General features: G+C 70.9%; 25 protein-coding genes. 15 read left to right on the forward strand and 10 right to left on the reverse strand.

Annotated features, from left to right (window positions below):
• Nucleotides 1-333, reverse strand: a 333-nt coding sequence (locus RWQ91_RS16510; RefSeq protein WP_314508208.1) for a 2-oxoglutarate dehydrogenase E1 subunit family protein, incomplete at its 3' end; no start/stop codon positions are given.
• A gap of 177 nt (nucleotides 334-510) precedes the next feature.
• Between RWQ91_RS16510 and RWQ91_RS16515 the strand changes: the two genes are divergently transcribed.
• The gene (locus RWQ91_RS16515; RefSeq protein WP_314508210.1) at nucleotides 511-1,968 is read left to right on the forward strand and encodes a GuaB1 family IMP dehydrogenase-related protein; all 1,458 of its coding nucleotides are present in this window, start codon (nucleotides 511-513) and stop codon (nucleotides 1,966-1,968) included.
• 158 nt (nucleotides 1,969-2,126) lie between these two features.
• Here RWQ91_RS16515 and RWQ91_RS16520 read toward each other — a convergent pair whose 3' ends face one another.
• Nucleotides 2,127-3,077: a hypothetical protein gene (locus tag RWQ91_RS16520; protein WP_314508211.1), complete on the reverse strand. Its 951-nt coding sequence runs from the start codon at nucleotides 3,075-3,077 to the stop codon at nucleotides 2,127-2,129.
• Nucleotides 3,078-3,454: 377 nt separating this feature from the next.
• Here RWQ91_RS16520 and RWQ91_RS16525 point away from each other — a divergent pair, with 377 nt between their 5' ends.
• Both RWQ91_RS16525 and RWQ91_RS16530 read left to right on the forward strand, forming a co-directional pair.
• Complete coding sequence (locus tag RWQ91_RS16525) at nucleotides 3,455-4,780, forward strand: hemolysin family protein (protein WP_314508283.1); 1,326 nt, start codon at nucleotides 3,455-3,457, stop codon at nucleotides 4,778-4,780.
• On the forward strand, nucleotides 4,777-5,832 hold the full coding sequence (locus tag RWQ91_RS16530; RefSeq protein WP_314508213.1) for a hemolysin family protein: 1,056 nt from the start codon (nucleotides 4,777-4,779) through the stop codon (nucleotides 5,830-5,832). The genes RWQ91_RS16525 and RWQ91_RS16530 overlap by 4 nt, the downstream gene beginning before the upstream one ends.
• 22 nt (nucleotides 5,833-5,854) lie before the next feature.
• On the opposite strand, the gene RWQ91_RS16535 is transcribed toward RWQ91_RS16530, so the two are convergent.
• A complete protein-coding gene (locus RWQ91_RS16535) occupies nucleotides 5,855-6,922 on the reverse strand; it encodes an NADH:flavin oxidoreductase/NADH oxidase (protein ID WP_314508214.1) in 1,068 nt (355 codons plus the stop codon).
• 29 nt (nucleotides 6,923-6,951) lie between these two features.
• Between RWQ91_RS16535 and RWQ91_RS16540 the strand changes: the two genes are divergently transcribed.
• The 6 genes from RWQ91_RS16540 to RWQ91_RS16565 all read left to right on the forward strand — a co-directional run bounded on the left by RWQ91_RS16540 (nucleotide 6,952) and on the right by RWQ91_RS16565 (nucleotide 12,867).
• Nucleotides 6,952-7,785 (forward strand): ADP/ATP-dependent (S)-NAD(P)H-hydrate dehydratase, encoded by an 834-nt coding sequence (locus RWQ91_RS16540; RefSeq protein ID WP_314508216.1) that lies wholly within the window; start codon nucleotides 6,952-6,954, stop codon nucleotides 7,783-7,785.
• 27 nt (nucleotides 7,786-7,812) lie between these two features.
• Complete coding sequence (locus tag RWQ91_RS16545; protein WP_314508218.1) at nucleotides 7,813-9,054, forward strand: glycosyltransferase 87 family protein; 1,242 nt, start codon at nucleotides 7,813-7,815, stop codon at nucleotides 9,052-9,054.
• A gap of 13 nt (nucleotides 9,055-9,067) precedes the next feature.
• A complete protein-coding gene (locus RWQ91_RS16550; protein ID WP_314508219.1) occupies nucleotides 9,068-9,400 on the forward strand; it encodes a thiamine-binding protein in 333 nt (110 codons plus the stop codon).
• Between the two features lie 94 nt (nucleotides 9,401-9,494).
• Nucleotides 9,495-10,679, forward strand: a complete 1,185-nt coding sequence (locus RWQ91_RS16555; protein WP_314508285.1) for an MFS transporter — start codon at nucleotides 9,495-9,497, stop codon at nucleotides 10,677-10,679.
• 33 nt (nucleotides 10,680-10,712) lie between these two features.
• A complete protein-coding gene (locus RWQ91_RS16560) occupies nucleotides 10,713-12,119 on the forward strand; it encodes a serine hydrolase (RefSeq protein WP_314508222.1) in 1,407 nt (468 codons plus the stop codon).
• Nucleotides 12,112-12,867 carry an NUDIX domain-containing protein gene (locus RWQ91_RS16565; protein ID WP_314508223.1) on the forward strand — a complete coding sequence of 252 codons (756 nt, stop codon included), beginning with the start codon at nucleotides 12,112-12,114 and terminating at the stop codon, nucleotides 12,865-12,867. Before RWQ91_RS16560 ends, RWQ91_RS16565 begins: the two co-directional genes overlap by 8 nt.
• A gap of 5 nt (nucleotides 12,868-12,872) precedes the next feature.
• Here RWQ91_RS16565 and RWQ91_RS16570 read toward each other — a convergent pair whose 3' ends face one another.
• On the reverse strand, nucleotides 12,873-14,084 hold the full coding sequence (locus RWQ91_RS16570; RefSeq protein ID WP_314508225.1) for a homoserine O-acetyltransferase: 1,212 nt from the start codon (nucleotides 14,082-14,084) through the stop codon (nucleotides 12,873-12,875).
• Nucleotides 14,085-14,159: 75 nt separating this feature from the next.
• On the opposite strand from RWQ91_RS16570, the gene RWQ91_RS16575 reads away from it, so the two are divergent.
• A complete protein-coding gene (locus tag RWQ91_RS16575) occupies nucleotides 14,160-15,113 on the forward strand; it encodes a hypothetical protein (RefSeq protein WP_314508227.1) in 954 nt (317 codons plus the stop codon).
• A gap of 45 nt (nucleotides 15,114-15,158) precedes the next feature.
• Complete coding sequence (locus RWQ91_RS16580; RefSeq protein WP_314508228.1) at nucleotides 15,159-15,857, forward strand: SDR family oxidoreductase; 699 nt, start codon at nucleotides 15,159-15,161, stop codon at nucleotides 15,855-15,857.
• Between the two features lie 86 nt (nucleotides 15,858-15,943).
• Here RWQ91_RS16580 and RWQ91_RS16585 read toward each other — a convergent pair whose 3' ends face one another.
• On the reverse strand, nucleotides 15,944-17,266 hold the full coding sequence (locus tag RWQ91_RS16585; RefSeq protein ID WP_314508230.1) for a bifunctional o-acetylhomoserine/o-acetylserine sulfhydrylase: 1,323 nt from the start codon (nucleotides 17,264-17,266) through the stop codon (nucleotides 15,944-15,946).
• A gap of 202 nt (nucleotides 17,267-17,468) precedes the next feature.
• On the opposite strand from RWQ91_RS16585, the gene RWQ91_RS16590 reads away from it, so the two are divergent.
• From RWQ91_RS16590 to RWQ91_RS16605, 4 genes are read left to right on the forward strand one after another with little or no spacing between them, the layout of a single operon-like run.
• The gene (locus RWQ91_RS16590; protein ID WP_314508231.1) at nucleotides 17,469-18,254 is read left to right on the forward strand and encodes an SDR family oxidoreductase; all 786 of its coding nucleotides are present in this window, start codon (nucleotides 17,469-17,471) and stop codon (nucleotides 18,252-18,254) included.
• 59 nt (nucleotides 18,255-18,313) lie between these two features.
• Nucleotides 18,314-18,823 carry a phosphoribosyltransferase gene (locus tag RWQ91_RS16595; RefSeq protein ID WP_314508233.1) on the forward strand — a complete coding sequence of 170 codons (510 nt, stop codon included), beginning with the start codon at nucleotides 18,314-18,316 and terminating at the stop codon, nucleotides 18,821-18,823.
• A gap of 3 nt (nucleotides 18,824-18,826) precedes the next feature.
• Nucleotides 18,827-19,525: a uracil-DNA glycosylase gene (locus tag RWQ91_RS16600; RefSeq protein ID WP_314508235.1), complete on the forward strand. Its 699-nt coding sequence runs from the start codon at nucleotides 18,827-18,829 to the stop codon at nucleotides 19,523-19,525.
• Between the two features lie 9 nt (nucleotides 19,526-19,534).
• Complete coding sequence (locus tag RWQ91_RS16605; RefSeq protein ID WP_314508237.1) at nucleotides 19,535-20,149, forward strand: GNAT family N-acetyltransferase; 615 nt, start codon at nucleotides 19,535-19,537, stop codon at nucleotides 20,147-20,149.
• Here RWQ91_RS16605 and RWQ91_RS16610 read toward each other — a convergent pair whose 3' ends face one another.
• From RWQ91_RS16610 to RWQ91_RS16630, 5 genes are read right to left on the reverse strand one after another with little or no spacing between them, the layout of a single operon-like run.
• The gene (locus tag RWQ91_RS16610; protein WP_314508239.1) at nucleotides 20,150-20,524 is read right to left on the reverse strand and encodes a protealysin inhibitor emfourin; all 375 of its coding nucleotides are present in this window, start codon (nucleotides 20,522-20,524) and stop codon (nucleotides 20,150-20,152) included.
• On the reverse strand, nucleotides 20,502-21,566 hold the full coding sequence (locus RWQ91_RS16615; protein ID WP_314508287.1) for a M4 family metallopeptidase: 1,065 nt from the start codon (nucleotides 21,564-21,566) through the stop codon (nucleotides 20,502-20,504). Before RWQ91_RS16615 ends, RWQ91_RS16610 begins: the two co-directional genes overlap by 23 nt.
• 40 nt (nucleotides 21,567-21,606) lie before the next feature.
• The gene (locus tag RWQ91_RS16620; protein WP_314508240.1) at nucleotides 21,607-22,407 is read right to left on the reverse strand and encodes an ATP-binding cassette domain-containing protein; all 801 of its coding nucleotides are present in this window, start codon (nucleotides 22,405-22,407) and stop codon (nucleotides 21,607-21,609) included.
• Nucleotides 22,404-23,222 (reverse strand): ABC transporter ATP-binding protein, encoded by an 819-nt coding sequence (locus RWQ91_RS16625; RefSeq protein WP_314508242.1) that lies wholly within the window; start codon nucleotides 23,220-23,222, stop codon nucleotides 22,404-22,406. Before RWQ91_RS16625 ends, RWQ91_RS16620 begins: the two co-directional genes overlap by 4 nt.
• The gene (locus RWQ91_RS16630; protein ID WP_314508288.1) at nucleotides 23,219-24,151 is read right to left on the reverse strand and encodes an ABC transporter permease; all 933 of its coding nucleotides are present in this window, start codon (nucleotides 24,149-24,151) and stop codon (nucleotides 23,219-23,221) included. The genes RWQ91_RS16625 and RWQ91_RS16630 overlap by 4 nt, the downstream gene beginning before the upstream one ends.
• Nucleotide 24,152 lies beyond the last annotated feature (1 nt).

Genomic DNA, 24,152 nt, shown 5'->3' on the forward strand with positions numbered 1-24,152 from the left:
CACGGACTCGCCCAGAGCGGGCAGCAGGACCTCGGTACCGGCAGCGGAGCCAGCACCGGCAGCCGGAGCGGCGGGAGCGGCGGAGGCAGCCTGCGGTGCGGCGGCCTGCGGTGCGGCCGCAGCGGCGGAGCCGGACGGGCTCGGAGGCGCCGACCCCTCGCCGGCGGGGGCCGTCGTGTCAACCGGCTGATAGGCCTCGAGGATCGGCCACCATGCCTTGTCCACTGAGTTCTTGTCGAGTTTGAACTGCTCGTAGAGTTCGTCGACGAGCCATTCGTTGGCTCCGAACTCTCCTTCGCCCGACACCCCGACGCCTGTGACCTGGCTCGACACGCTCGATCGCCCGCTTTCGTGAAGACTGTAGGAGCGTGCGGAGCATGATCCAACGGCTCCCACGCACGACTGTTAAGCCTAACCCAGTCTGGCGCGCCGTTCCCGGGGGTTCGCTGCGCAGTGGGGACACATTTGCGCATCGTTGCCCCTGCGTAAAGAGTCACTAACCTTTCGGGTATGGAGTTCTACGGTGAGCAGCCCACGGTCGACCTGACATACTCCGATGTCTTCCTCGTCCCCCGCGACTCGACCGTCACCAGCAGGCTCGACGTCGATCTGTCGCCCGGCGACGGCACGAGCGCCACGATCCCGGTGGTCTCGGCGAACATGAACTCCGTCACCGGCGCGCGGCTGGCCGCCACTTTGGCCCGCCGCGGGGGGCTCGGTGTGCTGCCGCAGGACATGCCGCTGCAGGAGCTCGACGCCGCGATCCGCTGGGTCAAGGATCAGCCGGTGCGCTGGGACACCCCGCTCGTCCTCCCGCCCGAAGCGACGGTGGCGGATGCCGCGCGACTGCTGCCGGCCACCGAGGGGCACGGCATCGTCGTCGCCGACACCACTGACGGCCGCCTCAACATCGACGCCGTCCTCGGCGTCGTCGCCGCCACGCGGCTGGGCACCGCCCTGCCGGACGCACGCCTGGGCGACCTGGCGCGCGGGCGGACGGCATCCATCGACGCCGACGACGTCGAGAGCGCGCGACACGCCTTCGACCTGATCGTCGGCGCCGGCGCGGAGACGGTCTGCGTGCTGCACCACGGCTTCGTCGTCGGCACTCTCTCGCGCCGCAGCGCCCTGCGCTCGACGCTGTACCGTCCGGCGGTGGATGCCTCGGGCCGCCTGAGCGTCGCGGCGGCGGTGGGCATCAACGGCGATGTCGCCGCGAAAGCCCGCGCGCTGGTGGCCGCGGGCGTGGACGTGCTCGTCGTCGACACCGCGCACGGTCACCAGGCGGGCATGCTCGCCGCCCTGCGCACGGTGTCGGAGCTGAACCTCGGCATTCCGCTCGCAGCGGGCAACATCGTGACCGCGGACGGCGTTCAGGATCTCGTGCGCTCCGGAGCGGACATCCTGAAGGTCGGCGTCGGGCCGGGCGCGATGTGCACGACGCGCATGATGACCGCGGTCGGGCGCCCCCAGTTCTCGGCCGTGCTCGAGACTGCGGAGGCGGCACGGGTGCTGGGAGCCCACGTCTGGGCCGACGGGGGAGTGCGCTACCCCCGTGACGTCGCCCTGGCGCTGGCCGCGGGAGCGGCATCCGTCATGATCGGCTCGTGGTTCGCCGGAACGATCGAGGCGCCCGGCGAGCTGCAGGTCGATGACGCCGGCCGGGCGTACAAGGAGTCGTGGGGCATGGCCTCGACCAAGGCGGTGCACGACCGCTTCGGGCGCCTCGACCCGTACGAACTCGCACGCAAGGAACTGTTCGCGGAGGGTATCTCCTCGTCCAAGATCTACTTGGACCCGCTGCGCCCGGGCCTGGAGGACCTTCTCGACATGATCACCGCCGGTGTGCGCTCGTCCTTCACCTACGCCGGAGCCTCCTCGGTTGCGCAGTTCCACGAGCGTGCGCGCGTCGGGCTGCAGTCCGCAGCCGGGTACGAAGAGGGCAAGGCGCTGCCGGTCAGCTGGTAGCAGGCTACCGAAACCTGCACACGCTGCCGGTCAGCTGGTTCCGCGCTACCGAAACCTGCACACGCTGCTGGGCAGCTGGTTCCGCGCTACCGAAACCTGCACGCGCTGCCGGCATTTTCAGGCGCGCGTACAGGTTTCGGGAGCGCGAGTCCGTGGTCCTAGGGTCTGGGCAACCGGCTGGGCAGTCCGTCGCCCGTGAGGATGTCGTACAGGCGGCGCGGGTGGATGTCGGCCGCTTCGAACCGGGAGAAGCCGGTGACCTCGCGGCGGATCTCGTTCTCGCGGTTCTTCTCGTCGATGACCGACCGGGCGACATCGACGCCGTCCTGCGCGTCGGAACTCATGTACTTTCCGCGCCCGTCCAGCTCGCACCAGTGATCCTGCTCCGGGAAGTAGAAGTCGCCGAAGACAAGGCGGCCGCTGCGGAGCACTCGCCGCTCCTGAAGTCGCGGTGCGGGAAACCCGAGTGACTTCATCAGAAGACGCGCCTCGCTCTCGCGGACATTGTCGGCGAGGTCGGTCGCAGCCTCCAGCACGCGCCGCGCGTGTGCGTCCCAGCGGGGCAGAGACGCGAAGTCCTCCAGCTGCCGGATCTCATCGATCGTGGCGAGCGGCCCGCCCGCGCGTCGAGCCCAGAGCGCCTGATCCACCGCCGCGACCGCTCCGGTGAAAGACAGCCAACGTGCCAGATCGAGAGCGGTCTGTGCGGGCGTGGTGACCAGATGCATCCCCTCCCACGGCTGCACGGCCACCCCGTCAAGCCCCAGGGCGTGACGGCGGATCGCGCCATGGGTGCGTCCGCCCGTCGTCCGTTCCGTGCGCACGTCGACGAGTCGCGGCCAGGATCCGAGCAGGTCGATTCCGTGGATGGCGGCGGCCGCGGCGCCGGCGAGTACCGCCTGCTTCCGCATCCGTCTGGCCACTTCGCGCACCAGCACGTGATGACGCTCGTGCGGCTTGAGCGCGAACCACTCCGATGCGGGAGCGTAGACGCCGGCCGTGACCCGATGCCAACGCCCCGAGGCGACCGCCGCGCTCCTTCGCCGGTCGTTCACGGGGTCGAGGTGATCGCGTCGCCGTTGGACTTCCAGCGTCGGCCCAGGCATCATCCGCCAACCCTCGCCCCGTACCGGCCGTCGCCCGTGTCCGTCGCACGAGATCGTGGACGGCTGCTGGAGACGAACCTCCTGTGGAGGAACGTGCGGCGTGCCCTGCGCCACCATAATCTGCGTGCGCCTCCGCACTGGCCGGGCGCGGATGCAGGTTTCGGGAGCGCGGGCTGAGGTTTGCTCCCGCCCGCAGCGGAGCGCCTCGCTGAGTCGAACTCCGACCGTCAAGGGCCCGAACTCCGACGTCAAGGGCCCGAAGGAGCCGAGTCGCGAGGCCGTAGACTTGTCGGCACGATGGACGACCCTCCCAGTAGACGCACGCCCCACGATCCCGCACCCGCCGCAGCGCTCGACGCACAGGCCGAGGGTGATGCGTGATGGAGTTCATCATGCTGGGCGTGGGGCTTCTGCTCACGGTCGGGACCGGCTTGTTCGTGGCGAGCGAGTTCGCCCTCGTCAACCTCGATCGCGCGGACCTGGAAGCGCGACGGGATGCCGGTGAGTCGCGTCTCGCGCTGACCATCAACGCCCTGCGCATCACCTCGACCCATCTCTCGAGCGCGCAGCTGGGCATCACGCTGACCACGCTGCTCACCGGCTATGCCATGGAGCCGGCGATCTCGAGCCTGCTGCGGCCCGTCTTCGCGGCATGGGGGTGGCCGGAGAGCATCGCCTCCCCTCTCGCGGTCATCATCGCGGTGACGTTCGCCACGATCCTCTCGATGATCCTCGGCGAACTGATCCCGAAGAACTTCGCCCTGGCGATCCCGCGGCAGACCGCCAAGTTCGTCATGCCGTTCCAGGTCGCCTTCACCACCGTCTTCCGGCCGGCCATCGCGGTGCTCAACGGCAGCGCGAACGGCGTGCTGCGGCTGATCGGCATCGAGCCGAAGGAGGAGCTGTCCGGCGCCCGCACCGCGGAGGAGCTCTCCAGCCTGGTGCGTCGCTCGGCGCTGGCCGGAGTGCTCGAAGAGGACACCGCCTCGCTCCTGGACCGCAGCCTGACCTTCGCGCGGCTGAGCGCCGCCGACGTCATGACGCCGCGGCCCAGCATCCACGCCCTGTCCGTCGAGGATTCCGCCGACGATGTCATCCAGCTCGCACGGCGCACCGGGCACAGCCGGTTCCCCGTCTACGACGACTCCATGGACGACATCGTCGGCATCGTGCACCTGAAGGCCGCGGTCGGCGTCCCGCGCGAGCGGCGCTCCGACGTGCCCGCCGCGGCGCTGGCCACCGAGCCGCTGCGCGTCCCCGAAGCCGTGCACCTGGACACGCTCGTCTCCGAGCTGCGGGCTCGCGGGTACCAGATGGCGATCGTGGTCGACGAGTACGGCGGCACGGCCGGCGTCGTCACCCTCGAGGACCTCGTCGAGGAGATCGTGGGCGAGGTGCTCGACGAGCACGACCGACGCCGCACCGGCATCGTCCGCGGGGACGGGTCACTCACCTTCCCCGGCGATCTGCGGCCCGATGAGGTGCTCGATCGCACCGGCATCCGCATTCCCGAGGGCGACGTCTACGACACGGTGGGCGGATACATCATGAGCGTCCTGGAGCGCATCCCCGTCGTCGGCGACACGCTCGAGGTCGAAGACGGCACCCTGGACGTGCAGCGGATGGACGGCCGCCGAGTCGATCGCGTCCGCTTCACGCACACCCCGATGCCGGGCGACGAGTCCGAGGGCGGTGAGCGCTCGTGAGCGATTGGGCGGGAATCGCCTGGCTCGTCGTGCTGCTGGCTTTCAACGCCTTCTTCGTCGGCGCGGAGTTCGCGGTCATCTCCGCGCGCCGCTCGCAGATCGAGCCCCTCGCCGAGAAGGGCTCGCGGGCGGCGAAGACCGCGCTGTACGCGATGGAGCACGCGACCCTCATGCTGGCCACCAGTCAGCTCGGCATCACGATCTGCTCCCTGCTGATCTTGAACGTCTCCGAACCCGCCATCCATCACCTGCTCGCCGAGCCGCTCGGACTCACCGGGCTGGGCGAGGCGATGGTCGACACGATCGCGTTCCTGGTCGCGCTCGTGCTGGTGTCCTACCTGCACGTGGTGTTCGGCGAGATGGTGCCCAAGAACCTGGCCTTCTCGGTGCCCGACCGTGCCGTGCTCATGCTGGCGACACCGCTGGTCTGGGTCTCGCGGCTGTTCCACCCGGTGATCGTGACCCTCAACTGGATCGCGAACCACGCGGTGCGACTGTTCGGGGTGGAGCCGAAGAACGAGGCGGCCTCGACGTTCACGCTCGAGGAGGTCACGACGATCGTGAACCAGTCCCGCATCGAGGGGATCCTCGACGACGCCGCCGGAACCGTCTCGGCCGCGCTGGAATTCACCGATAAGAAGGCCGCGGACATCGCGGTGCCGCTCACGCAGCTGGTGACCCTGCCCGCGTCGGTGACTCCCGCCGAGATCGAGCGAGCGGTCGCGAAATACGGCTTCTCGCGGTACGTGATCGTGGATGCCGAGGGTGGGCCGGTCGGCTACGTCCACCTCAAGGACATCCTGCGCGCGGCCGAAGGCCCCGATGCCGCCACGGACGTCGTGCGGCCGATCCCCGGCAAGCGGATCCACCAGATGGTGCCGGTGCTGGAGGGCACGGACCTCGAGGACGCCCTGGCCCTGATGCGCCGAGCCGGACGCCACCTCGCCCGAGTCCGCAACGAGGACGGCGAGACGACGGCGGTGCTGTTCCTCGAGGACATCATCGAGGAGCTCATCGGCGAAGTGCAGGACGCGACCCGGCGTCGGGCGTGAGTCCCGGCCGCTCGCATCGCGCCTAGCGCGGCCGCGCGCGCAGGTACTGCTTCGGCCAGTAGTCGATCTGCGCGCCGAGTTCCGTCGCGGCCCGCAGCGCGAAGTGCGGGTCGCGCAGCCACTCGCGACCCGCCATGACGGCGTCCGCCTCGCCCGCCTGCAGCACGGCCTCGGCCTGCACGGCTTCGGTGATCAGCCCAACCGTGCTGACCTCCAGGTCGGCGTCGCGCCGCACGGCCGCAGCGAAGCCGACCTGGTAGCCGGGGGAGACGGCGATGCGCTGATGGGCGACGAGGCCGCCGCTGGAGATGTCGAAGAAGTCCGCTCCGTGCTCGGACGCCCAGCCGGCCACGGTCGTCGTCTCCTCGACGTGCCAGCCGCCCTCGGCCCAGTCCGATGCCGAGAACCGCACGAACATCGGCGCCTCCGGCGCGGCATCCCGCACCGCATCGATCACGCGCAGCAGGAGCCGCGCGCGGTTCTCGAGCGAACCGCCGTACTCGTCGGCGCGCTGATTGGACAGGGGCGAGAGGAACTCGTGCAGCAGATAGCCGTGGGCGGCGTGGATCTCGAGGACCTCGAATCCGGCCTCGAGCGCACGCCGAGCCGCCGCGCCGAAGTCCCGCACGACGCCGTCGATGGCCTCGGCATCCATCTCGACCGGCTGCGCGTACCCCTCGAAGGCGATCGCCGACGGCGCGACGGTGGTCCAGCCGCCCTTCCCGAGCGGGACCGAGCCGCGGTGCCCGGAGAACGGAGACCAGGTGGAGGCCTTGCGTCCCGCGTGGGCGAGCTGCACACCCGCGAGGGCACCGCGGGAGCGGATCGCCGCGACGATGGGCGCCCACGCACGCATCTGCTCGTCGGTGTACAGGCCCGTGTCCTCGGGCGAGATGCGTCCCTCGGCGGAGACGGCGGTCGCCTCGGCGATCACCAGGCCGGCGCCCCCCGAGGCGAACTGCGCCAGGTGCGTGTGGTGCCACTCCTGGGGCACGCCGTCCACGGCGCTGTACTGGCACATCGGCGCAACCCACAGGCGATTGCGGGCGGTCAGACCGCGCAGATTCAGCGGCGTGAAGAGGATGCTCATGGATCGGCTCCGGCGGGTAGGGTGACGCCATGATCGGCTCATGGACGGTGTCGGACGCCGCGCGCGTCCTGCGGAGGCCAACCGCCGCCGACGACAAGTATTCCCGCGGCGTGCTCGGTGTGCGCACCGGCTCGGACGGGTATCCGGGCGCCGCGGTGCTCGGCGTGGAGGCGGCCTGGCGCACCGGAGTGGGCATGGTCCGCTATCTCGGGCCGAGCGTGCCGACCTCGCTCGTGCTGCAGCGGCGGCCGGAGACGGTCGCTGCGCCAGGACGCGTGCAGGCGTGGCTCATCGGATCCGGCACCGACGCGACGAGTCGATCGGATGCCGAGACCGAGGCGCTGCGCGGCATCCTCGGGGCCGACCTTCCGGTCGTCGTCGACGCCGGGGCCCTGGATCTGGCGGCCGGCGGAACGGCGCCGATGATCGTGACCCCCCACGGTCGCGAGCATGCCCGCCTGCGCGCGCAGCTGGGGCTTGCCGAAGACTTCCCGGCGACGGATGCCGAGCGATCGGCGTCCGCGCTCGAGACGGCGGCCGCACTCGGTGCGACGGTCGTGCTCAAAGGCGCCGTCACGATCGTCGCGTCCGCGAGCGGCTGGGCGACGACGGTCTCCGCCGGGACGCCGTGGCTGGCCACGGCGGGCACCGGCGATGTGCTCGCGGGGGCGATCGGCGCGGTCCTGGCGGGCGCCGGAGCGGGAGCGGATCTGGCCGCCGTCGCCTCGACGGGGGTCTGGCTGCACGGGAGGGCGGGGAGCCTCGCCGCTGAGGGCCTGGGGGACCAGGGGGGCCCGATCACTGCGCTGGATGTCGCAGCCGCGCTGCCGCGTGCCGTCGGCGAAGCCCTGTCGGCCGGTTGAGGCGCGTCCGGCCCATACAATCGACGGGTGACGAGGCGCGGGGTGCTGTGGGTCGCGTTCGCGCTCGTGCACGTCCTCGTCGCCGTGCTCGGGTTCGTCTTCCCCAACCAGCCGATGGGCGACGTGTACCTCGTGTACGAACCCTGGTCGACCGCCGCGCTCGAGGGGCGGGGGATCGTGGGGATCACCGAGACGTGGGTGTACCCGCAGCTGGCTCTCGTGCCGATGATCCTCGCCCACGGGTTCGCCTGGATCGCCGGCTACGAGGTCGGCTGGGCGATCCTCGTCACGCTGTGCGACGCGCTCGCGTTCGCGATGCTCGTGGGCCGCGGTCGCGCGCGCGGGCGCGTGGCCGCGGCATGGTTCTGGCTCGCGTTCATCGTGCTGCTCGGACCGGTCGGGATGTACCGCCTCGACGGCATCACGGTGCCGCTCGCGCTCGCCGGCTGCCTCTGGCTGGTCGGCCGGCCGTGGCTCGGCTCGGTCCTGCTCGCCGTGGCCACCTGGATCAAAGTGTGGCCGGCCGCTCTGCTGCTGGCCGCCCTCATCAGCGTGCGGCGCAGGTGGGCGGTGGTCGGCGGGGCGCTGGCGGTCTCGGTGCTCACCCTGGCCGCAGTGCTCGCCGCGGGCGGTGCACGCCACGCCTTCGGCTTCGTCGCCGACCAGGCGGAGCGCGGTCTTCAGGTCGAAGCCCCCGTGAGCGCGGTGTACCTCTGGCGCGCGGTGTTCGGCATCCCCGGCTCGTACGTGTACTACGACCAGGACATCCTGACGTTCCAGGTCATGGGTCCGGGGATGCAGGTCGTCTCTTCTGCGATGAACCCCCTGCTGGCGCTCGCGGTGGCCGTCATCGCCGCGCTCGGGGCGTACAAGGCGTGGCGGGGGGCGAACTTCGTCCGCTTGTTCCCGGCCCTCGCCCTGGCTCTGGTGCTGGCGTTCATCCTCGTCAACAAGGTCGGTTCCCCGCAATACATGACCTGGATCATCGCTCCACTCGCGGTCGGTCTGGTGATCGACCGGCGGCGGTGGTGGCGACCGGCGGCGCTCGGCCTGGTGATGGCCGGCCTGACCCAGGTCGTCTACCCGCTGACCTACGGCTACCTGCTGGGCGGCGACGCCCTGCCGGCGGCGGTGCTGACACTGCGCAACGCGCTGATCGCCGTGCTTCTCGTGTGGGCGGCGACGCGGGTGGTGCGGGCGCCCGGGCGTGCTGTGCTCCCGCGGGTGCAGGCGCTGCCCGAACGCTCCGCCGACGCCGTCGGCACCTGACCGGGAGGTCCCCATGCTCATCGCCTTCTCCGTCGCACCCAGCGGCGCACCCCGAAACGGCAGCGGCGCCGCCGACGCTTCCGTGCACGACGCGGTGGCTGCGGCCGTGCGGATCGTGCGGGAATCCGGGCTGCCGCACCGCACCGGTTCGATGTTCACCGAGATCGAGGGGGAGTGGGACGAGGTCTTCGACGTCGTCAAGCGCGCGACCGAGGCCGTCCTGCCGTTCGGCTCGCGGGTGGCGCTCGTGCTCAAGGCCGACATCCGGCCCGGATGGAGCGGGGAGCTGGACGGGAAGATCGAGCGTCTCGAGCGCGCACTCGAGCGTCCGCAGGACGATCTCTGAGGGCTGACCCATCGTTTCGAATCGATTCGACAGGGTCCGGCATCCCGCGTAGCATGACGGGGTGACCTCCTCGAATCCTCCGAGGGGTGCGGCGATGTGGGCGCTCCTCTCCCTCGCCGTCGGCAGCTTCGGCATCGGCATGACCGAGTTCGTCGTGATGGGCCTGCTGCCCAACATCGCCGCCGACCTGCTGCCGGCGCAGTGGGCTGCGAGCCAGGGCGATGCGATCGCCCAGACCGGCTGGCTGATCACCCTCTACGCCCTGGGCGTCGTGGTGGGGGCGCCGCTGATCGCCGGCTCCGTCGCGAAGTATCCGCGCCACCGGGTGATGATCGGGCTGGCGCTCGCGCTCACACTCTTCAACGGCCTCACCGTCGTGCTGCCCACCTTCGAGCTCGTGGCCGCATCGCGATTCCTCGCCGGGCTGCCCCACGGTGCCTACTTCGGCATCGGCGCGCTCGTCGCGGCGGATGTCATGGGGCCGGGCAACCGGGCGAAGGGCGTCGCGTTCGTCCTGACCGGACTGACCCTCGCCAACGTCGTCGGCGTCCCCCTGGGCACCTTCCTCGGTCAGCAGATCGGCTGGCGCGCGGCGTTCATGGTCGTCACCGCGATCTTCGCGGTCGCCACCGTCTTCATCGCGTTCTTCGTGCCGCCGCACCCCGGCGAACCAGGACGCACTCTGCGTGCCGAGCTCGGAGTCTTCCGCATCGGACAGGTGTGGCTCGCCCTCGCGATCGGCGCAATCGGCTTCGGGGGCTTCTTCGCGGTGTACAGCTACGTCGCGCCCCTCGTGACCGAAGTCGCCGGGTCGCCCGAATGGGTCGTGCCCATCGTCCTCGTGCTCATGGGCGTCGGCATGACGGTGGGCAACCTCGTCGGCGGTCATCTGGCCGACGTCGATCTCAAGCGCACTCTCGTCGGCGGGCTGGTCGGACTGGCGCTGGTGCTCGTGCTGCTGGCGCTGACCGCGCAGTGGATCTTCGCCCTCGGCTTCTTCGTGCTCGCGACCGGGTTCGTCTCCTCCGTGCTGAGCCCGACGATCCAGACGCGGATGATGGATGTCGCCGAGGACAACCAGTCGATCGCGGCCGCGCTCAACCACTCGGCGCTGAACATCGGCAACGCCCTCGGCGCATTCCTCGGCGGCGTGGTGATCGCGCTCGGGCTCGGGTTCGTCGCGCCTGCGTGGGTCGGCGTCGGCCTCGCCCTCGCGGGTCTGCTCATCGCGCTGGGAAGCCTTCGCCTCGAGCGCTCGCGCCGCCTCGTCGCGGCCTGAGACCGTTCCCGCACGCCCCGGTAGCATGCCGGAGTGATCTCGAACCTGCCCCGCAGCACTCCTTCCGCCCACGGGATCGATGCCCGCGGCATCCTGTCCTTCCTCGATGCGCTGGGCGCAGCCGAGGACGTCGAGACGCACAGCGTGATGCTTCTGCGGCACGGCGCCGTCGTCGCGGAGGGCTGGTGGGCGCCCTACGCGCCGCAGCGCCCGCACCTGCTGTATTCGCTCAGCAAGAGCTTCACCTCCACCGCGCTCGGATTCGCCGTGGCCGAGGGCCTGGTGGGACTGGATGACACCGTCCTGTCGCACTTCCCCGAACTCGACGCCCAGATCACCGACGCGCGGTCCCGGCGGATCCTCGTGCGCCACGTCGCCGCGATGGCCAGCGGGCATCATGGCGACACGATCGAGGCGGCGCGAGCGATCGACCCCGATGACCTGGTGCGCGGCTTCCTGATGATCCCACCCGACGAGGAGCCGGGTTCGGTCTTCGCTTACAACCAGCCGTGCACGTTCTCGGTGGCCGCGATCATCCAGAAGGCGGCCGGGATGCCGCTCACCGAGTACCTGCGGCCCCGACTGCTCGACCCGCTCGGCATCGGCGAGGTCGGCTGGCTCACCGACGCGCGCGGGCGCGAGCTCGGCTGGAGCGGGCTGCACGCCACGACGGAGGCGATCGCGAAGCTGGGACAGCTGTACCTGCGGCGTGGCCGTTGGGAGGGTGACCAGCTGCTGGATGCGGAATGGGTCGATGAGGCCACCCGGATGCACATCCCCAATCCCGCCGAGCCGCAGCCGGATTGGCGGCAGGGATACGGGTTCCAATTCTGGATGGCCCGGCACGGCTATCGCGGCGACGGCGCTTACGGACAGTTCTGCGTCGTGCTGCCCGAGCAGGACGTCGTCTTCGCCATCACCGGACAGAGCCTTGACATGCAGGCGGTGCTCGACGCGGCGTGGGAGCATCTGCTGCCGGCGATCGGCTCCGCAGCCGGCAGCGACCTGGAGCGAGCGCATGCCGAGAGCGAGCTGCGGGAGCGGCTCTCGTCGGCCGAGCTGGCGCCGACCGCGGGCGCAGGCGGACAGGGCGTCGCCCGTGCGTTCACGCCGGGCGAGCGCAACGGCGTGCCCTCGATCGCCTCCGTCACCGTCGCACCCGGTCCGGACCGGACCGTCGTGTCCCTGCGTCAGGGCGAACTGGATTTCGTCGTGACGGCGGGCACAGATGCGTGGGTGGAGGGCGATGCGGTCTTCGCGAGCGGCGGGCGGCAGGCAGACGGGGCGCACGTGTTCGATGTGATCTTCATCGAGACCCCGCACCGCCTGCGGGTCACGTGCGGCGGGCCTGATCTGGCGGAGGGGACCTTCGAGGCCCGCTGGGTCAGCGAGCCGCTGCATGTGCTCCCGCTGATCGAGATGCGGATGCCGCGTGAGTGAGACGGCCTCGTCCGCAGACCGGGCGATGCGCGCCCTGGCCGACGCGGCCGACACGTCCCGGCGGCGCTCGGCCGCCGACTTCCACGACCCGGCGGTCCCGGTCGCCGCGACCGTCGTGGTCGTGCGCGACGGGCCCGGCCAGGCGGAGGTGCTCATGATCGAGCGCCCCGACCGCGGCTCGTTCGCGGGCGCGTGGGTCTTTCCGGGCGGCAAGCTCGAGCCGGGTGACGGCGACCCCGGGGACGAGCCCGCGGCCGCGCGGGCCGCAGCCCGGCGTGAGACCCGGGAGGAGACGGGTCTGCAACTGGATGCCGCCGCCCTGGTGCCGCTGTCGTGCTGGGATCCGCCGCCCGGGCTCGCGCTTCGCATCCGCACGTGGTTCTTCCTTGCCGAAGACCCCGGGGAAGCGCTCCTGCTCGCGCCCGACGAGGCCGTCGCGGCCGAATGGGTGCGCCCCGCCGACATGCTGGCCCGGCACGCGCGCGGCGAGGTGACGCTGTACCCGCCGACGTGGGTCACGCTGCACGATCTCTCCGGCTGCCCGGACGCTCGGGGGGCGATCGGCGCAGCGCGCGTCACCGGTCTGCGCCGATTCGAGACCGTCGCGCGCCGCGGGGAGTCGGGGCCGTTGCTGCTGTGGGAAGGCGATGCGGCGTGGGGAGATGACGACGGGCAGGACAGGGATGCCGCATCCCGTCATCGACTCGACCTGGCGAGCCTCCCCTGGGTGTACACCCGCACGGGGTGAGCGCGTCAGGGCGTCGGTGACTCGAGCAGGCGCCGCAGGTGAGCGCTGACGGCGGCTGTCTCGATGAGGAAGCCGTCGTGACCGAAGTCGCTCGAGAGCACCACCGCGCCGTCGTCCAGCGTGGAGCGGATGCCGCGCGCGATCCGGTGCTGGCCTTCGACGGGGAAGAGCCGGTCGCTGTCGATGCCCAGCACGAGGGTCGTCGCGGTGACGCGGGCCAGGGCATCCTCGACACCCCCGCGATCGCGGCCCACATCGTGGGAGTTCATCGCTTCGACGAGCGTGATGTACGTGTTCGCGTCGAAGCGCCGCGTGAAGCGGTTGCCGTGGAAGTCGAGGTACGACGCGACCGCGAACCGCCCCCCGTGACCGAGGGGACTGACCCCGGACTGCCACGACCGCTGGAAGCGCTGATTGAGCTCGGTGGGCGAGCGGTAGTTCAGCAGCGCCATGCGGCGGGCCAGAGCCAGTCCTCGGTGCGGGCCGTCGCCGTCGGCGGAGTCGTAGTACTGCCCGTTCTGGAAGCGCGGATCGATGTGGATCGCCTCGAGCTGCACGGAGTTGAGGGCGATCTGATCGGCCGTGTTGACGGGCGGGGCCGACAGGATGCCGACACGCTGCACGCGCTCGGGCAGGCCGACGGCCCACTCCAGTGCGTGCATGCCGCCCATCGACCCCCCGATGACCCCGGCCCACACGTCGATCCCGAGGGCATCCGCCAGGCGCACCTGCGCGGCCACCTGGTCGCGGATCGTCAGGTACGGGAAGCGGGAGGCCCATTCGTAGCCGTCCGGTGCGATGCTGGACGGTCCTGTGGACCCCTGGCAGCCCCCGAGCATGTTGGGGGCGATCACGAACCACCGGTCCGTGTCGATCGCCGCTCCGGGCCCGACGATCCCCTCCCACCAGCCCTCGGTGGGGTGTCCCGGACCCGCCCCACCGCGGAGGTGGCTGTCGCCCGTGAGGGCGTGGAGCACGAGCACCGCGTTGTCGCGGGCCGGGGAGAGCTCCCCCCAGGTCTCGTACGCGAGGCGGTACGCCGGCAGCTCGCGCCCGCCCTCGGTGCGGAAGGATCCGAACCCGGCGAAGTGCCGGTCGCCGACCGGGTCTCCGTCGCGCCAGGCGCCGGTCGCGGGAGGGCGGCCCAGCAGCAGGCGCGCGTCGGCCTCCGTGATCGGCGCGCTGGGCACCGTGTCTTCGGAGGTCTGCCAGTCCATGCCTTCATTCTCCCGGTCGGCGGCATCCCCGGCCGTCGTGTTACGGGTGTCCGCGGGGCCGGGTATCTTGACCGCATGGACGTCACCGCCTACCTTCTGGACTCCGACCCGGCCATCCGCTGGCAGGTGCTGCGAGATCTGACCGACGCTCCGCACGACGAAATCACCGCCGAACGTGCGCGCGTGGCGACCGAGGGCTGGGGTGCCCGGCTGCTGGCCGAGCAGGGCGACGACGGACTGTGGGACGACGGGGTGTACCGGCCCGGCTGGGCCGACGAGAGCCGGCCGTTCTACGACGGGTGGACGGCGACGCATCCCTCGCTCGAACTGCTGCGGGCGTTCGGCATCGACCCGGGCGGTCCGCAGGCGCAGACCGCCATCGCGCGCGTGCGGGACCACGTGCGGTGGGACCACGCCGGCCAGCCGTACTTCGACGGCGAAGTCGAGCCCTGCATCAACGGCGGCGCCCTCGCAAACGCCGCGTATTTCGGCCAGGATGGGTCGCGCATCGCGCAGACCCTGCTCAGCGCCGGTCCCGGCGGCCAGCTCGCGGACGGCGGCTGGAACTGCTGGGACGAGGACGGCACGAGCCGGTCGTCGTTCCACTCGACGATCTGTGCCCTCGAGGGACTGTGGGAGTGGGAGCAGTCGAGCGGGCCGACGGATGCCGTGGCCCGGGCCCGCGCGAAGGGCGAGGAGTACCTGCTCGATCGTCGGCTGCTGTGGCGGGAATCGACCGGGGAGCTGGTCGACCCGCGCTTCGCGATGCCCTCGTTCCCGACGCGCTGGTATTACGACGTGCTTCGAGCGCTGGACTATTTCCGTCTCGCGCGCCCCGAACGCGATCCGCGCTGCGCCGAGGCGATCGAGGTGGTCCGCGCCAAGATGCTGGGGTTCGGCCTCTGGAAGCTCGAGCTCACACACCAGGGCCCGACCCTGTTCGAACTCGACGGCGAGCACGAGGGGTTCCCGAGCCGCTGGATCACGCTCCGCGCGCTGCGGGTGCTGCGGTGGTGGGACGCGGTCTGAGCCCATCCGGCCCCGGTGGCCTTCCGCGGCCGTCACAATGGCGGCATGGCTCGATTTCTGATCATCGCCGCCTCCAGCGGCATCGGCGCAGCGACATGCGACCTGCTGCGCGCCGCAGGCCACGAAGTCGTCACCACGGCGCGGGACGCGGCATCCGGCTCCCCCGACATCGTGCTGGATGCGACCGACTTCGACGCCGTCGACCGCGCGTTCGCCGACGCCGGCCCGCTCGACGGCGCGGCGTGCTTCGCCGGCTCGATGCTGCTCAAGCCCGCGCACCTGACCTCGCGCGAGCAGTACGACGAGGTCATCGCCGCGTCGCTGACGACCGCCTTCGCGACGGTGCGGGCTGCCGGACGGCATCTGCGCGGCGGAGGCTCGGTCGTGCTCGTCTCATCGGCCGCGGCGATGGCGGGCCTGTCGAATCACGACGCCATCGCGGCTGCGAAGGCCGGTGTGATCGGACTCATGCTCTCCGCCGCTTCGAGCTACGCCACGCAGGGACTGCGCATCAACGCCGTGGCCCCCGGGCTGACCCGGACGCCCCTGACGGATTCGCTCACCGCGAGCGAGGGCTCCCGCAGGGTGTCGGAGTCCATGCACGCGCTCGGCCGGCTGGGCGAGCCCGAGGATGTGGCGAGGGGCGTGGCGTTCCTGCTCGACCCGGTCAATGACTGGATCACCGGCCAGGTGCTGGGCATCGACGGGGGCCTCGGGCACGTGCGGCCCAAGCAGCGCGCCTGACGGCCGTCGGAGCACCGCGCGACCTCGCGACCCGGGGGCATCCCGGGCCGCGAGTCGTGGCATCTGCCCCGATGACGGCGAAAGCGCTACGCGCGCGCGGCCTCGCTGACCCGACGGGCGGCGGCGAGCGCCTGCTCGAGGTCGGCCTTGAGGTCCTCGATGTTCTCCAGGCCGAGCGAGAGGCGCACGAGGCCCGGTGTCACACCGGTCGTGAGCTGCTGCTCGGGCGTGAGCTGCGAGTGCGTCGTGGAAGCCGGGTGGATCACCAGCGAGCGCACGTCGCCGATGTTGGCGAGGTGACTGAACAGCGTCAGCGCGTTGACGAATTCGCGGCCGGCCTCGACACCGCCCTTGAGTTCGAACGACAGCACCGCGCCCACGCCCTTCGGGGCGTACTCGTTTGCCTTCGCGTACCACGGCGAGGAGGGCAGACCCGAGTAGTTGACCGAGGCGACGTCGGCCTGGTCCTCGAGCCACTCCGCGATCTCCTGAGCGTTCTGCACGTGCCGCTCGATGCGCAGCGACAGGGTCTCGATGCCCTGGATGAGCAGCCAGGCGCTCTGCGGCGAGATCGCGGCACCCAGGTCGCGCAGCAGCTGCACACGGGCCTTGATGATGTAGGCCAGGCCGTCTCCCACCGCTGCCGTGTACGAGGCGCCGTGGTAGCTCGGGTCGGGCACGGTCAGACCCGGGAACTTCTCCACGTTCTTGGACCACTCGAACGTGCCGCCGTCGACGATGACGCCCCCGATGACGGTGCCGTGGCCGCCGAGGAACTTCGTGGCCGAGTGCACGACGATGTCGGCGCCGAATTCGAAGGGCTTGATAAGGTACGGGGTCGCGATCGTGTTGTCCACGATGAGCGGGATGCCGTTCTCGTGCGCGACGTCGGCGACGAGACGGATGTCGAGGATGTTGATCTTCGGATTGCCGATCGTCTCGGCGAAGAAGAGCTTGGTGTTGGGGCGCACGGCGGCGGCCCATTCCTCGGCGTCATCCTGGTTCTCGACGAACGTCACATCGATGCCGAGCTTCTTGAGCGTGTACTTGAACAGGTTGTACGTGCCGCCGTAGATCGAGCTCGACGAGACGATGTGGTCGCCGGCTTCGGCGATGTTGAGCACGGCGAAGGTCTCGGCGGCCTGGCCGCTCGCGACGAGGAGTGCACCGGTGCCTCCCTCGAGCGCCGCGACGCGCTGCTCGACGACGTCCTGCGTCGGGTTTTGGATCCGGGTGTAGATGTTGCCGAACTCGGCGAGCGCGAAGAGGTTCGCCGCGTGCGTCGTGTTGTCGAAGACGTACGACGTCGTCTGGTAGATCGGCGTGGCGCGAGCCTTCGTCACCGGGTCCGGCTGAGCGCCGGAGTGGATCTGCTTGGTCTCGAAGCGCCAGTTCTCGGGTGCGGACATGTGCGTGCTCCATTGCTTGAGTCGATACGGGTAGGTCGATCGGCGGCGGCGGCGGACGCGGCGGCCTGAATCGAGAGTAGGGATGCGGCACGCGATGGACAACGGATGGGAAATGTGACGTAACACCCGGGTCGGGCAGGCGGCCCCGCGCAGCGCCACGGCACGATGCTCGCCGCAGTTCGATCGTCGGTAGCGTGGAGCCATGGCGACACGGCGTGCAGTGGTGACTGGGGCGAGTTCGGGAATCGGCGAGGCGGCGGTGCGGGCGCTGCGCGCCACCGGCTGGGACGTGGTGGGCGTCGCCCGGCGGGCGGATCGGCTCCGCACACTCGAGAAGGAGACCGGGGCGGTGGCCTTCGCCGCCGACCTGACGCGTCAGGAGGACGTCGACGCGCTCGCGGCGTGGACCGCAGAGACGGGCGCTGTTCATGCGCTGGTGAACATCGCCGGCGGTGCACGCGGAACCGACCGGGTGGAGGACGCCAAGGCCGCCGACTGGCAGTGGATGTTCGATGTGAACGTCTTGTCCGCTCAGCGACTGGTCGCCGCCCTGCTGCCCCAGCTGCGCGCGGCCGCGGCATCCGACGGACATGCCGACACGCTGTTCGTCACCTCGACGGCCGCCGTCACCGCCTACCCCGGCGGATCCGGCTACAACGCGGCCAAGGCCGCCGAGGCGATGATCGCGCATGTGCTGCGACTCGAGCTGAACGGCGAACCCATCCGCGTGACGGAGGTCGCTCCCGGCATGGTCTTCACCGAGGAGTTCACCCTCAACCGGCTGGGCGGTGATCGGGATGCCGCCGAGCGGGTTTACGAGGGAGTCGAGAACCCCCTCACAGCGACCGACGTGGCAGACGTGGTCGCCTACGCCCTCAATGCGCCGGGTCACGTCAACCTCGATCTGATCACGATGCGCCCGGTCGCCCAGTCCGCGCAGCACCTGCTGGCCCGCGGGCCGCTGCAGGTGCGCGGCGGAACCGACTGATCCGCGCGTCGACCACCGCAGACCCAGACCAGCGCACACCCACGATCACAGGAGGCACCATGCCGCAGGAGACGCACGAACGGGAACGGCTCTCGTGGGAGCAGTTCGGAGAAGCGTCCCGCGAACTGGCCCGGCGGATCCTGACGGACGGCTTCGAGCCGGAGGTCGTCGTGGCGATCGCCCGTGGTGGTCTGCTCCCCGGCGGTGCGATCGCGTACGCGCTCGGCGCCAAGAACTGCGGCGCCCTGAACGTGGAGTTCTACACCGGCATCGGCACGGTGCTGGACGCACCCGAGGTGCTGCCGCCCGCGCTGGACATCTCCTACCTCGAGGGGCGCCGCGTGCTGCTGGTGGACGACGTGGCCGACAGCGGGCGCACGCTCGCGCTCGCGGTGAAGCTGCTGCACGATCGCGGTGCCGACGTCCGCTCGGTCACGGTGTACACCAAGCCGGGATCCATCGCGACGCCCGACTACTCCTGGCGTGAGACCGACCTGTGGATCGATTTCCCCTGGTCGTGGCAGGGGACGGTGACCGTCGACGGTTCTGCGGGCGCCGAGGGATCCTGAGCGGTGGCGCGCACGCTCGCCGAGCTCGCCGAGACCGGCCTCATGGACCCGGGCTGGGCGCGGGCGCTCGAACCTGTGGCCCCCGACATCGCCGCCCTCGGTGAGCGGCTGCGGGCGGAGCTCGCCGCCGGCCGGCGCTATCTGCCGGCCGGAGAGCACGTGCTGCGCGCCTTCCAGCGGCCGCTCGAGGGCGTGAAGGTGCTCATCGTCGGGCAGGACCCCTACCCGACGCCCGGGCACCCGATCGGGCTGTCCTTCGCCGTCGAGCAGCATGTGCGGCCCCTGCCGCGGAGCCTCGCGAACATCTATCGCGAGCTGGACGACGACCTGGGTATTCCGCCCGCACCTCACGGCGACCTGTCCTCCTGGAGCGATCAGGGGGTCATGCTGCTGAACCGCGTGCTGACCGTCGCACCCGGAGCCCCGGCATCCCATCGCGGCTGGGGGTGGGAGAAGGTCACCGAGCACGCCATCCGGGAGCTGGTCGCGCGGGATGCGGCCGTGGTCGCGATCCTGTGGGGGAGGGATGCCGCGAACCTGCGGCCGCTGCTCGGAGCCACGCCGATCGTGGAGTCCGCGCATCCGTCGCCGCTCTCGGCGAGCCGCGGATTCTTCGGTTCCCGGCCGTTCTCCCGGGTGAACGAGCTGCTCGCACAGCAGGGCGCGGCGCCGGTCGACTGGCGCATCGCCGCCCGAGCGTAGGCTGTCGGAATGCTCGAGGAGGAATACGACCGGGACCGCCGCCGGCTGCCCCGCCACCTGCGCAAACCCGTGCCGCCCGAGCCGGAATTCTCGTATGAGATCAGGCCGGTGCAGGACGGCGACATCCCGGACATCCGCGAGATCTACAACTACTACGTGACGAACTCGGTCGTCACGTTCGACGAGCAGAAGTGGACCCTCGGGCAGTGGCGCGACAAGGCTGCGCTCCTGGCCAGACTCGGCCTGCCGTTCCTGGTGGCACAGTCCCCGTCCGGCCAGATCCTCGGGTATGCCCTCGTGCAGCCCATGTCGAGCAAATCCGCGTACCGGTTCTCGGTGGAGAACTCGATCTACCTCGGCCACGCCGCGGCGGGCAAGGGTCTCGGTCGGGCGCTGCTGGAGGCGCTGATCGCCGCGTGCGAGCAGGCCGGCATCCGCGAGATCGTGGCGGTGATCAGCGACAAGGGCGCGGAAGCGTCGGTCGCGCTGCACGAGAAGCTCGGCTTCGTCGAGGTGGGCCGCATGGGCCGCGTCGGGTTCAAGTTCGGGCGCTGGCTGGGAACCATCTACCTGCAGAAGCACCTCAAGCCCGTCAAGAAGCGCCGCGGCCTGTTCGGGCGCTGATCACCGGGCGTTGCGGGGCGGCGCTGCGGCCTTCTGGGCGGCGCGCACCGCGTCGATGAGGTCGCGCCACGGACCCTGCACGTCGGGGTCCGCGAGCGCGGCCTCACGTGCCGTCTGACCGCACCGCGCGTCGACGTGCCACAGGAAGCGGTCGGCGCCGCTGGGCGGGATCGCATGCGCCGGATCGGCGGTGTCCCACGGGCATCCGTCGATCAGGGCGATCCACCGCGGCACCTGCGCGGTCTCGGGCTGCACGCGCCAGGTGCGGCGCATCCCCGCGATGCCGCCCGTGCGCGTCACGGTCACCGCGACGGCCACGACCTCGTCCCGGCGCGCGGGTGCGTCCTCGCCGTCAGCCCGCCGCGGATCCGTCATCGAACACTCCGACGCCGGCCCAGCCCTTGCGCACCGCGTCGACCTCCTCCGATTCCTCACCGTACTCCGCCTCGGCAGCAGCGACGGTGGCGCGGGCGAAGGCGGTGAAGTCGGCGGTGGGGGAGAGCGTGCGCGAGGTGAGGGTGCGGTACCAGATCAGCCCGGCACGCTCCCACGCCGCGCCGCCGAGCCGCGCCGCCGTGAGGTAGAACGCGTGGTTCGGGATGCCGGAATTGATGTGGACGCCCCCGTTGTCGTCGTCGGTCTGCACGTAGCCGTCCATGTGCGCCGGCTGCGGATCGCGACCGAGGACATCGTCGTCGTACGCCGTTCCGGGGGCCTTCAGCGAGCGCAGCGCGTCGCCCTGCACGGCGTCGGTGAAGATGCCCTCGCCGATGAGCCAGCTCGCGGTCTCGGCGGTCTGCGACAGGCGGTGCTGCTCGGTCAGCGCGCCGAAGACGTCGGAGAGCGATTCGTTCAGCGCGCCGGGCTGGCCCTGGTAGTCCAGCCCGCCCTCGTACTCGGTGACGCCGTGGGTCAGCTCGTGGGCGATGACGCTCAGCGAACCCGTGAAGCCGACGAAGACCTCGCCGTCGCCGTCGCCGAACACCATGCGCTCGCCGTTCCAGAACGCGTTGTCGTAGTCGCGGCCGTAGTGCACCGTGGCCAGAAGGGGCGCCCCGGCGCCGTCGATGCCGCTGCGCTGGTACGCGTCCCAGTAGAACTCGAAGGTGGCTCCCAGGCCGTCGAACGCCTCGTCGACCGCGGTGTCGCCGGTGGGTGGATCGTCCTCGCCGCGCACGCGTGTGCCCGGCAGGCGTTCGAGTTGCTTCGCGTCCGAGATGGTGCGGTCGGGCGCCGGCGCACCCTCGAACACGAGGGCTCCGTCGCGGTCGATCGACATCCGGATACGGGAGCGCACGGAGCGGTAGCGCGGCGACGTCTCCAGCGTGGCACGGGCGGCTTCTGCCGCCCGTGCCCACGCGGGCTCGCGGACGGCGGCGATCCTGGCCAGCAGATAGGGGGGGACGATCGCGTGCATCATCCTCGAAGGCTAGCCCGCACCCCCGACTCCACGAGGGTCAGCGGGTGGGCGGGTCGATCGCCGGTATCGAGGCGAGCAGGCGGCGGGTGTAGGCGACCTGCGGCTGCATGAGCACCTTCTCCGTGGGCCCGTCCTCCACGATGCGGCCGTCCTTCATCACGATGACCTCATCGCACAGGTTCTGCACGACCCCGATGTCGTGGGAGACAAGCACGAGTGTCAGGCCGTCGCGCACGCGCAGCTCGGCGAGCAGCTCGAGGATCTGCGCCCGCACTGTCACATCGAGCGCCGACAGCGGCTCGTCGCCGACCAGGAGCTGCGGACGGTGCACGACCGCCCGCGCGATCGCGATGCGCTGGCGCTGCCCTCCGGAGAACTCGTGCGGGAACCGGTCCGCCATCGCCGGCTCGAGGCCGACCTCCTCGAGCACCTCCCGCACGCGTGCGCGTCGGTCGCCCTCGATGCCGAGGGCCCACAGCGGCTCGCCGACGATGCGCCCCACGCTCATCCGCGGGTCCAGCGACGCGTAAGGATCCTGGAACACGATGCCCGTTGCGCGCCGCAGCCAGTGCAGATCGCGGGCCCTGGCCGCGGCATCCACCCGCCTGCCGTCGAACTCCACCTCGCCCGCCGTCGGGGTGTCCAAACCCAGCAGCAGGCGAACGAGCGTGGACTTGCCCGACCCGGATTCGCCGATGATGCCGACCGTCGAACCCGCGCGCACGGTGAGGTCCGCGTCCTCGAGCGCGGTGGTGTACGTCGTGCGCTCGAACAGCCCGGTTCTGGGCACCGGATGCCGGCGGCCCAGCCCCCGCGCACGCAGCAGGACATCGCTCATGGGAGACTCCTGCCCGCGCCGCCGGGCAACCGGCTTGCTGGCGCGCGCCACAGCGTCGCCGTCGCGTCCCGCAGCAGTCCCCGGGTGACCGGGGAGGTGGGAGCGCTCAGCAGCGTCGAGATCGGAGCGCTCTCGACCACGCGGCCGTCCTCGAGCACCACACCGTGGGTCGCGATCTGCGAGAGCACCGCGAGGTCGTGGGTGATGAAGATCAGCGACATGCCGTCGTCCTCGACGAGCGAGAGCAGGAGTTCGAGGATCTCGGCCTGGATCGTGACATCCAGAGCGGTCGTCGGCTCGTCGGCGATGAGCAGCCGGGGGCGGCAGGCGAGTGCCATCGCGATCGCGGCGCGCTGCCGCTGACCGCCCGAGAGCTGGTGCGGATATCGCGCGATGGTGCGCTCCGGATCAGGAAGCGCCACCCGCGCGGCTTCGGCCACGGCGCGAGCGCGGGCGTCGGAGCGGGAGAGGCCCTCGTGGATGCGCACCGATTCGCCGATCTGCCGACCGATCGTGCGGATCGGGTTGAGCGCGGTGCGGGGCTCCTGGAAGACGATGCCGATCTCATCGCCTCGCAGGGTCGCCAGTTCGCGGTCGGGCATGCCGATGAGCTCCCGCTCGTTCCAGCGCACGCTGCCGCCCGCCTCCGCGCCGTCGGGCAGCAGGCCCAGGATGGCCAGCGCCGTCAGCGACTTGCCCGAACCCGACTCGCCGATCAGACCCAGTCGGGCACCGTCCGGCACCTCGAACGAGATGCCGTCGACGACGCGGCGCTCCCCGATGTCGACCGTGAGATCGGTGACCGTGAGCGTCATGCGACCACCTCCGGAACGTGCCGGATCGCTCCGCGGGGAGGATGCAGCGGGTCGCGGCCCCGCGACAGGGTGGGGTCCGTCGCCTCGCGCAGCGCGTCGCCGAGCAGATTCAGAGCCAGGACGGTGAAGGTGATCGCAAGTCCCGGCCACACGACCGACAGGGGGTACACGGTGATGTACTGCTGCAGCTCGGCCAGCAGCAGCCCCCACGAGGGCTCGGTGACGGGCGCGCCGAATCCGAGGTAGGACAGACCGGCTTCGGCGAGGACGGCGACGGCCATGCCCCACGACAGCTGCACGATGAACACCGGAGCGACGTTGGGCATGAGGTGACGCCAGAGGTTCTGCACCGGCGACAGCCCCGACGCCCTGCCGGCCAGGACGAAATCGCTGTGCAGCACGCGTCGCAGCTCGGGCCTCGTGACGCGCGCGATGTTGACGCCGAACCCGATGCCCACCGACCAGATCACGACGGCGAGCGACCCGCCCCACACCGCGCTGATCATCATGGCGATGATCAGCACGGGGAAGGCGATCAGGATGTCCACCAGCACCGCGACCGATTCCCGCAGCCACCGTGCGGTGAGCGCGCCGAGCGCGGCCAGCAGCACGCCGATCACGGTGGCGATGACGCCGGCGCCGACGGCGACGGCGACGGTCGTGCGCGATCCGGCCATCAGCAGGCTCAGGATGTCGCGGCCCGTGCCGTCCGTCCCGAGCAGGTGCGGCCACCCCGGAAGAGACCATCGGTTGCTGATTTCCACCTGCTGCGGGTCGAAGGGCGTCCAGAAGCGCGCGATGATGGCGGTGATCACGACCACGGCGATCACGATGATGCCGAATCGACCGGTCGAGAGGCTCCACAGCCGCCGCAGCCAGCCCCACCGCCGGCGGCGTGCGGATGCGCGTGCGGTGGCGGCGTCCGGCATT

This window comes from uncultured Microbacterium sp., assembly GCF_963524805.1.
Taxonomy (GTDB): Bacteria; Actinomycetota; Actinomycetes; order Actinomycetales; family Microbacteriaceae; genus Microbacterium.